The sequence below is a fragment of the Candidatus Frankia alpina genome (assembly GCF_902806485.1).
GTDB classification, from domain to species: Bacteria; Actinomycetota; Actinomycetes; order Frankiales; family Frankiaceae; genus Frankia; species Frankia alpina.
Genome location: NZ_CADCWT010000227.1, coordinates 1 through 7,609, shown reverse-complemented (window position 1 = coordinate 7,609; position 7,609 = coordinate 1). Strand labels below are relative to the sequence as shown.

General features: G+C 69.8%; 8 protein-coding genes. 7 read left to right on the top strand and 1 reads right to left on the bottom strand.

Going from position 1 to position 7,609, the window contains the following annotated elements:
* Nucleotides 1–76: 76 nt before the first annotated feature.
* From G6R25_RS19195 to G6R25_RS19170, 6 genes are all read left to right on the top strand, one after another.
* A complete protein-coding gene (locus G6R25_RS19195) occupies nt 77–703 on the top strand; it encodes a thioesterase II family protein (protein ID WP_268904186.1) in 627 nt (208 codons plus the stop codon).
* 137 nt (nt 704–840) lie between these two features.
* A complete protein-coding gene (locus G6R25_RS19190; RefSeq protein WP_163554074.1) occupies nt 841–1,932 on the top strand; it encodes an LLM class flavin-dependent oxidoreductase in 1,092 nt (363 codons plus the stop codon).
* 216 nt (nt 1,933–2,148) lie between these two features.
* Nucleotides 2,149–4,002, top strand: coding sequence for a DNRLRE domain-containing protein (locus G6R25_RS19185; protein WP_163554073.1), 1,854 nt, complete (start codon nt 2,149–2,151; stop codon nt 4,000–4,002).
* Nucleotides 3,900–4,478 (top strand): hypothetical protein, encoded by a 579-nt coding sequence (locus G6R25_RS19180; protein ID WP_163554072.1) that lies wholly within the window; start codon nt 3,900–3,902, stop codon nt 4,476–4,478. The genes G6R25_RS19185 and G6R25_RS19180 overlap by 103 nt, the downstream gene beginning before the upstream one ends.
* Before the next feature lie 17 nt (nt 4,479–4,495).
* Nucleotides 4,496–4,942: a hypothetical protein gene (locus tag G6R25_RS19175; protein ID WP_163554071.1), complete on the top strand. Its 447-nt coding sequence runs from the start codon at nt 4,496–4,498 to the stop codon at nt 4,940–4,942.
* Between the two features lie 435 nt (nt 4,943–5,377).
* A complete protein-coding gene (locus G6R25_RS19170; protein WP_163554070.1) occupies nt 5,378–6,235 on the top strand; it encodes an RHS repeat protein in 858 nt (285 codons plus the stop codon).
* A gap of 201 nt (nt 6,236–6,436) precedes the next feature.
* Here G6R25_RS19170 and G6R25_RS29070 read toward each other — a convergent pair whose 3' ends face one another.
* Entirely contained in the window at nt 6,437–6,568 is a 132-nt protein-coding gene (locus G6R25_RS29070; protein ID WP_268904185.1) for a hypothetical protein, read from the bottom strand.
* Nucleotides 6,569–6,605: 37 nt separating this feature from the next.
* On the opposite strand from G6R25_RS29070, the gene G6R25_RS19165 reads away from it, so the two are divergent.
* Nucleotides 6,606–7,226, top strand: coding sequence for a hypothetical protein (locus G6R25_RS19165; RefSeq protein WP_163554069.1), 621 nt, complete (start codon nt 6,606–6,608; stop codon nt 7,224–7,226).
* Nucleotides 7,227–7,609 lie beyond the last annotated feature (383 nt).

Sequence of the window (7,609 nt, the reverse complement as noted above, 5' to 3'; positions counted from 1 at the left end):
ATTTACGATCCCGGCGATCTGATTCGAATCAGCCATCGCGGGTTTCGGAAAAACTCCATTGTCATCGGTTGCCGAGGTGCAGGCGGTGCAGTATCCGGGACGGCAGGACCGGCGGGCCGAGCCGGCGCACAGGTCCATCGCGCCGTTGGCCGACCGGATCGCCGAGGTTCTCGTCCCCCTGGCCGACCGGCCCCTGGTCTTCCTCGGGCACAGCATGGGGGCGATCGTCGGCTTCGAGGTCATCCGCCGGCTCGCGGCGGCCGGGGGACCGGTGCCGTTCGTGCTGTTCGCCTCGGGGCGGCGGGCGCCGTCGGTCGAACGGTTCGAGACCGTCCACCGCCGTGACGACGCGGGCTTTCTCCGGGAGATGCGCGAGCTTGGGGGAACCGATCCGCGGGTGCTCGCCGATCCCGAACTCGTCGAGATGGTGCTGCCGCCGACCCGTGCCGACTATCAGGCGATCGAGATGTATCGCGCGCCGCGCGACGCGGTGATCAGTACTGCGGTCGTCGCGATGGTGGGGGATTCCGATCCCAAGGCGACGCTCGCCGAGGTCGAGCTCTGGCGCGAACACACCACCGGTTCGTTCGAGCTGAAGGTGTTCCCCGGCGGCCACTTCTACCTGACCGATCAGCAGGGCGCCGTGGTGGAGGCGGTGTCGGAGGGGCTCGCCGCCGCGCGCGACGCCCGTCCGACACCCTGAGATCGCCCGAACGGCCAGACCCGGGGGCAGTCGCCTCGGAGACCGCCTGCGCGAGGGCGTGCACGTTGCTACCACCGCGTCGACGTACGCGCGTCGTCACGGCAGTCGTCGAATGAACCCGAAGCAGGAGGACAATGATGCCGGTCGAATTCGTCAATGCCGCTAGCTGGCGTGAGCCGGGCGAGGGAATTGCGGCTGACTTCTGGCGTGGCAAGCTCGACCCAGAGTACGTCCGTCGATACACGCGCACGCTGGAGGATTTCGGGTTCGACTACACGTTGGTGGCCTACCACTCGGCGGGTCCTGACCAGTACGTCCGCTCGGCTGAAATCCTCACCTACACCGAGAGGCTGAAGCCGATGGTCGCCGTGCGGCCGAACACATCGTTCCCGACGGTTGCCGCCCAGGCGCTGTCCACCCTCGATCAGCTGGGCAGGGGGCGGATGGCGGTCCACATCATCTCCGGTTCGAGCAACGAGGAGCAGCAGCGGCAGGGCGACTACCTCGAGAAAGATGCTCGCTACCGGCGCTCCGCCGAATTCGTGCAGATCCTGCGGGATGTGTGGAAGAAGGAAGAGCCGTTCTCGCACCACGGCGAATTCTACGACTTCGATGACTTCGGGCCCGGTTACCAGACTTATTCCGGCGAGCCGATACCGGTCTCCCTCGGCGGATCGTCGGATTACGCCTATGCGGCGGGCGGCGCTCAGGCGGACATCTTCGCGCTGTGGGGCGAGCCGCTGGAGCAGACCAAGCAGCAGATCGACCGGGTCTACGAGGAGGCGCGGAAGGTCGGCCGGACCGGCAAAATCCGCTTCTGGGTCACCTTCCGGCCGATAGTAGCCGAGACCGACGAACTGGCGCAGCGCAAGGCTCGCAAGCTCGTCGAGCAGGCCAAGGCCCACTACGGCGAGGTGCTGAAGGTCAACCTGCCGAACGTGGGCTCGCAGCGTCTGCGCGACATCGCGCAGGAGGGCGAGACACATGACGGCGGTGTGCTCTGGACTCCGCGATCGATCGCCGGGGCCGGCGGTGCCTCGTCGTTCCTGGTCGGCTCGCCCGAGACCATCGCGGAGGCGCTCGTCCGATACGCCGAGCTTGGTGCGGAAGTGATCTCGCTGCCGACCCTCGGCAACATCGGCGATGCCATCGACACAGGCCGCTACATCATCCCGATCGTGCGCAAGGAGCTCGCCCGTCGCGAGGCCCGCGAGGAGGTCGCGATCTAGCAACGCACCCGGGAACCTCGCCACGATCCGTTCGACCGTCACCTCCTCACAACGCTCGGTGACGGCGAACCGGCGCCGCGGGCGCGATCCGCCCGCGGCGCATCCGAGCCGGTCACGCCGGCGGGGCGGCTGCGTTCGCGTGCGACCGAGCATCCGGTCGAGGTCGCCGCGGCGGCGTCCGATCCGCAGGTCGGGCGGATCGAGCTCGGTGAGGGCATGTCGTTCGGCTTCGGGGTCGCCGAGGCATCGTCGGTGCGGGCCCGGGTGGAGGGCTCGAAGGCGACGTTCGCCTCAGTACGCGACTCGGCCGACCTTCAGCTCGGCCCGACGGCGGACGGGCTGAAGGAGGTCATCGTCCTGCGGTCGGCCGACGCGCCGACCACCTGGACGTTCCCGCTGGCGCTGACCGGGCTCACCGCCCGGGACGACGGCGACCAGGTCCTGCTGGCCGACGGCGCCGGCACGGTCCGCGCGGCGATCCCACCGGGCTGGATGGAGGACTCCCGCACCACCGGCGGCCTGCACGCCACCTACCGCGGGGTCGCCTACCGGCTGGTCACCACGAAGGACGGCGGCCAGGCGCTGCAGGTCGACCTTGACCGGGCGTGGCTCGCCGACCCCGAACGGGTCTACCCGGTCAACGTCGACCCGACGGTGACGACCCTGCTGACCGGCGCCGACGACACCTATGTTTTCTCGGCCCATCCGCAGACGAACTACGCCAATGATGTGGCGATCCGCGCCGGTGTCTTCGGCTCGGACGTCGTGCGCGGCTACCTGAGCTTCCCCGGCCAGCCGGGCCTGACCGGCGCCAACGTCGTCAACGCCCACGTGAAGATCGTGAACTGGGACTCCGCCGGTGGCTGCACGCCGTACCCGGCGTACCTGCGGCAGGTCACGATCCCCTGGTACGGCGGCAACATGACCTGGCCGGGCGCCACCCTCGGCCCGGTCGTCGCCGAGAGTACCTTCGCCCACGACGGTGACCTGTCGGCCTGCCCCGCGGCCTGGGCGACCATCGGTCACGACGACACCCGCCTGCGCGATCTGGTCAACACCTGGACCCACGACGCGAACGCCAACTTCGGGCTGGCCCTCACCGCCTCGGAGACGGACGGCGCGGCGCTGAAGGCGTACTACTCCAACGACTGCTGGTGCAATCCGGCGGATCCGCCGTCCGACCTGCGGCCGAAACTCGAGATCGAATGGTCTCCCTACGGCGCTGAATACTCCTACCCGAACGGCGTGCCGCAGTGGGTCACGCCGATGACGCCGACGACCTCGGGAACCACGACCATCCAGGTGAAGAACACCGGGCAGAACCCCTGGCCGGCGAACAGCAACTACAAACTCTCCTACCACGTGTACCAGAACGGCGTCCTGTACGACCAGGAGGGCGCCGAGACGAACCTGCCCACCACGGTGAATCCCGGCGCAAGCATCGATCTGGTCGCCGCCATCGACCCGCTGCCGGCCGGCAGTTACGAAATCCGCTGGGACATGAAGGAGGCGGGCGTCTCCTGGTTCTCCGGCCAGGGCATCGACTACCTCTCGATGCCGCTGACGGTCTCCAGCACCGCGCCGATCGTCTTCCAGCTCTGCACGGGCGCGGACGCCGCCTCCGGCACCTGCTGGACGTCGGGATTCCAGGCCGGATCGACCTGGCAGCCGCCCACCGGGGCCCTGACCTGGGGAACCATCTACTACTGGCGTGGTCAGGTCTCCGACGGTGCCATCCAGAGCGCCTGGACAGGACCTATCGCCCTGCGCCCCGCACTGGCTCAGCCGCCGGTGCAGTCCCAACTCGGCAACGACCCCTACGTCCCGCCCGTCGCGCAGGTCCACCCGCTCACCCAGAACTATGTCGCGACGGTGACCGATGCCTCTACCGCGGCGGTCGGACCGGCATTGTCCCTGGACCGCACCTACAACAGTCGCAATGACGCAAACGGCCTGTTCGGCACCGGGTGGACGGTGAGAGTTGGCAGCTTCTCGACGGCACCTGGGGAATCTCCGACAACAACGCCTACCTGGTATCCGGATCGATCTGGCAGCGCAACGCCGCGGTGATGCCGGCGGCGGCCGACGGCACATTGCGGTTCACCGTCCCCGTCGCTCAGGACGGTGTCGGCGTCGCGTTTCGCGTCCAGGACATCGACAACATGTGGATGCTGTACGTCCAGCCGTCCACGAACTCGCTCGTGCTGGCGAAACGGGTCGGCGGGTCGGAGACGCAGGTCGCGACGATCGCGAACGCCTGCTGCGCCGCGAGTGACACCTACGCGGTCACGATGTCCGGCGGCCTGCTGTCCGTGCTGCGCAACAACCGGGTCGTCGGCTCGGCCAGCGACATCGCGTTCAGCATCGCCGCCTACCTGGCCGCCGCCGGCACCCGCAACACCGCGACCGTCGTAGGCGCTGCGGACGGCGCCTTCTCCTTCGCGATGCCCGTCGCGCAGGCCGGGGTGGGGCTCGTCTTCCGCTCCGCCGACGCCAACAACTTCTGGCGCCTCGTTGCCCAGCCCGCGCGAACTCCTGGCAGCTGATCAAGCGGGACGACGGCGTGGAGACCACCGTCGCCACCGCGGCCGGAATGTGCTGCACCGCCGCGGACGTGCTGCGGGTCGAGACGAACGGCCCGCAGATCCAGGTGCTGCGCAACGGCACCCAGATCCTGTCCGCCAACGGCCCGGCCGTGCTCTACGGCACCCGGGTCGGCCCGTTCGCCGAGTCCACCGGCGCCGGCCGCATCGACAACATGATCTTCACCGCGGCCACGACCTTGGCCGAGAAGGCCGGCAACTCCTACGCGTTCCGCTCCGACGGCCGTCTCGCGAAGATCACCGACGTGTCGGGCCGCCAGGTCGTGCTCAACTACGACGGCGACGCGCGGCTGACCTCCACAACGAACCAGACCTCCGGCCGGGCGATCACCTTCGCCTGGTCCGGCGGCCACATCAGCTCCGCGTCGACGGCATCCGTCGCCGCCTACAGTGGCCCGCTGACCTGAACCTACGGCTACAGCGGCGACAAGCTCACCTCGGTCACCGCCCCGCACACCAGCACCCCGACGACCTACGCCTACGCCGCCAATGGTCGGCTCAGCCAGGTCACCCTGCCCCGCGGCACCATCGACACCAAGATCGGCTACAACACCGACGGCACCGTCGCCTGGCGGGAGGACGGCCGCGGCAAACGCACCACCTACGCCGTCCTCGCGACCGGCGCGACGACCACCATCCGGATCACCGATCCGAAGGGCCACCCCACCGACTGGGACTACCGCAACGGCCAGCTCGTCGCCCACCGCGACGGCGGCGACGAGCGGACGTTCAGCTACAACGACCGAGGCTTCCTCAGCCAGATCCGCGACGAGAACGGCAACCTGCTGCGCCTGCAGACCGACACCCGCGGCAACGTCATCGGCCGGACCACCACCCGCGCCATGATCGGCACCGCGCCGGTGCTGTTCACCGAGTACTACGCCTACTTCCTCGGCGCCCCCGGCGACCCGCGCAACGACCTCATCACCGCCTACCGCGACGCCCGCTCCGCCTCACCCACCGACGACACCTACCGCACCGCCTACACCTACGACGCCTTCGGCAACCTCGTCACGCAACGCACCCCCGCCACCGCCGACTTCCCCACCGGGCGGACGCAGAGCTGGACGTTCACCACCGGCACCGAGACGGCCGTCGTCGGTGGCGGCACCGTGCCGCGCGGGCTGCTGGCCTCGATGACCGACCCGCGCGGCAAGACCGTCACCTTCGGCTACGACAGCAAGGGCGACCTACGCCGCGACCAGGACCCCGTCGGCCTCGTCCACCGGTACGACTACGACGAGCTCGGCCGGCGGCTGACGGCCAAGGAGATCTCCGACAGCTTCCCGTCCGGGCTGACCACCACCAACACCTACGACAAGCTCTCCCGGCTCGCCACCACCACCGAACCGGGCGTGCTCAACCCGATTACGAACGTCACCCACACCGCGGTGACGACGAACACCTACGACCTCGACGGCAATCTCACCCAGACCACCGTTGCCGACTCCACCGGCGGCGACGCCACCCGCAGCACCACCTACGCCTACGACGGCGCCGACAACCAGACGTCGATGACCGTCGGCGCGGGCAGCCCGCTCGCGGCGACGACGACCCTTACCTACGACAACAACAACGTCGCCACCTCGACGGACCCGAACGGCACCGTCACCGCCTACATGTACACCGCCAAGAACCTGCCGGCGACGACGACGCTGAAGGACTTCGTCGACGACCCGGTCGCCTCCTCCCCCCCGTGACGTCGTCCTGGACTCCCGCGCCTACGACCCGGCCGGCCGGCTGGCCTCCGACACCGACGCCGAGGGCCGCACCGTCACCCACACGTACTGGCTCGACGACCTGCCCCGCCAGGAGATCCTGCAGGGCTACCGGCCGCCGGACCTGGCCACCGGGACGCTGTCGAGCTCGTCGGCGCGCGACATCGTCCTCGCCGACCGCGCCTACGACGCCGCCGGGCAGCCGGTCGCCGTCACCGGCGGCGGCGGGCTGCGCAAGGCCGAGACCGCCTTCGACGCCGCCGGCCGGGCCACCACCAGCACGATCGCCCCCGCCACCGTCGCCCGCACCGCCACCTACACCTACGACGCGAACGACAACGTCACCTCGACGGTGTTCGGCGCCGCCGGCACCAGCGCCACCGAACGCGTCGACGCCGCCTACGACGACGCCTCCCGGCCCACCTCCGCGACCGTCTTCGGCGACGGCACCGCCACCTTCGTCACCAGCTTCCAGCACGACCAGCGCGGCTTCCTCACCGCCGGCACCGACCCGCGCGGCTACGTCGCCGGCGGCCCGCCGAACGCCGCCTACACCAACACGGTCACCGTCAACGCCGCCGGCCTGACCGCCCAGGTGAAGTCCCCGCCCGTCGCCGTGGAGGAGTGGGGCAACAGCCCCAGCGACCAGCAGCAGACCGTCGACACCGGTTACAACACCTTCGGCGAGGTCACCCAGGACCGCGACGCCCGCGGCATGGTCACCACGACCGTCTACGACGTGCGCGGCCGGGTGACGCAGCGCTCCGGGCAGCCCTACACCCCGCCCGGCGGCTCGGCGCTCACCCCGACCGAGTCGTGGACCTACGACGACGTCGGCAACGTGCTGTCCACCGTCGACCCGCTCGGCGCCTGGTCGTTCGCCGCCTACGACGACCTCGACCGCGTCTGGGCGACGACCGCGACCGAACGCTCCCCGTCGGCGACCTTCACCACCTACACCGACCACAGGTAGGGCGCCGGCGACGTCACCCGGGTCGTCACCCCCGTCAACACCGCCTCCGGCGCGTCGCAGACCGCCGTCTACAACGACGCCGGCGACCTCGTCGAAAGCCGCGACGAGGGCAACAACCTCACCACCTACGGCCACGACCTGGCCGGCCGGCTCACCTCGGTCACCGACCCGCTCGGCCGCGCCACCCGCACCACCTACGACCCGGCCGGCCGGGCGGTGCGCGTCGCGCAGTTCTCCCCGGCGGGCACCGAGCTGCGCGCCGCCACGATCGGCTACGACGCGGCCGGCAACCCGACGTCGACCCGGCACGGCCACCAGCACGGGGCTAGTAGGGCTTTGTTAGGTGTCGTTGAGTTGTGGTTTCAAGCGATCTGGTGACGGAT

What these genes read in the sequence shown, in the direction of transcription:
- G6R25_RS19190 (WP_163554074.1), top strand. Translation starts at nt 841, where the DNA reads ATGCCGGTCGAATTCGTCAATGCCGCTAGCTGGCGTGAGCCGGGCGAG.
- G6R25_RS19185 (WP_163554073.1), top strand. Translation starts at nt 2,149, where the DNA reads ATGTCGTTCGGCTTCGGGGTCGCCGAGGCATCGTCGGTGCGGGCCCGG.
- G6R25_RS19170 (WP_163554070.1), top strand. Translation starts at nt 5,378, where the DNA reads ATGATCGGCACCGCGCCGGTGCTGTTCACCGAGTACTACGCCTACTTC.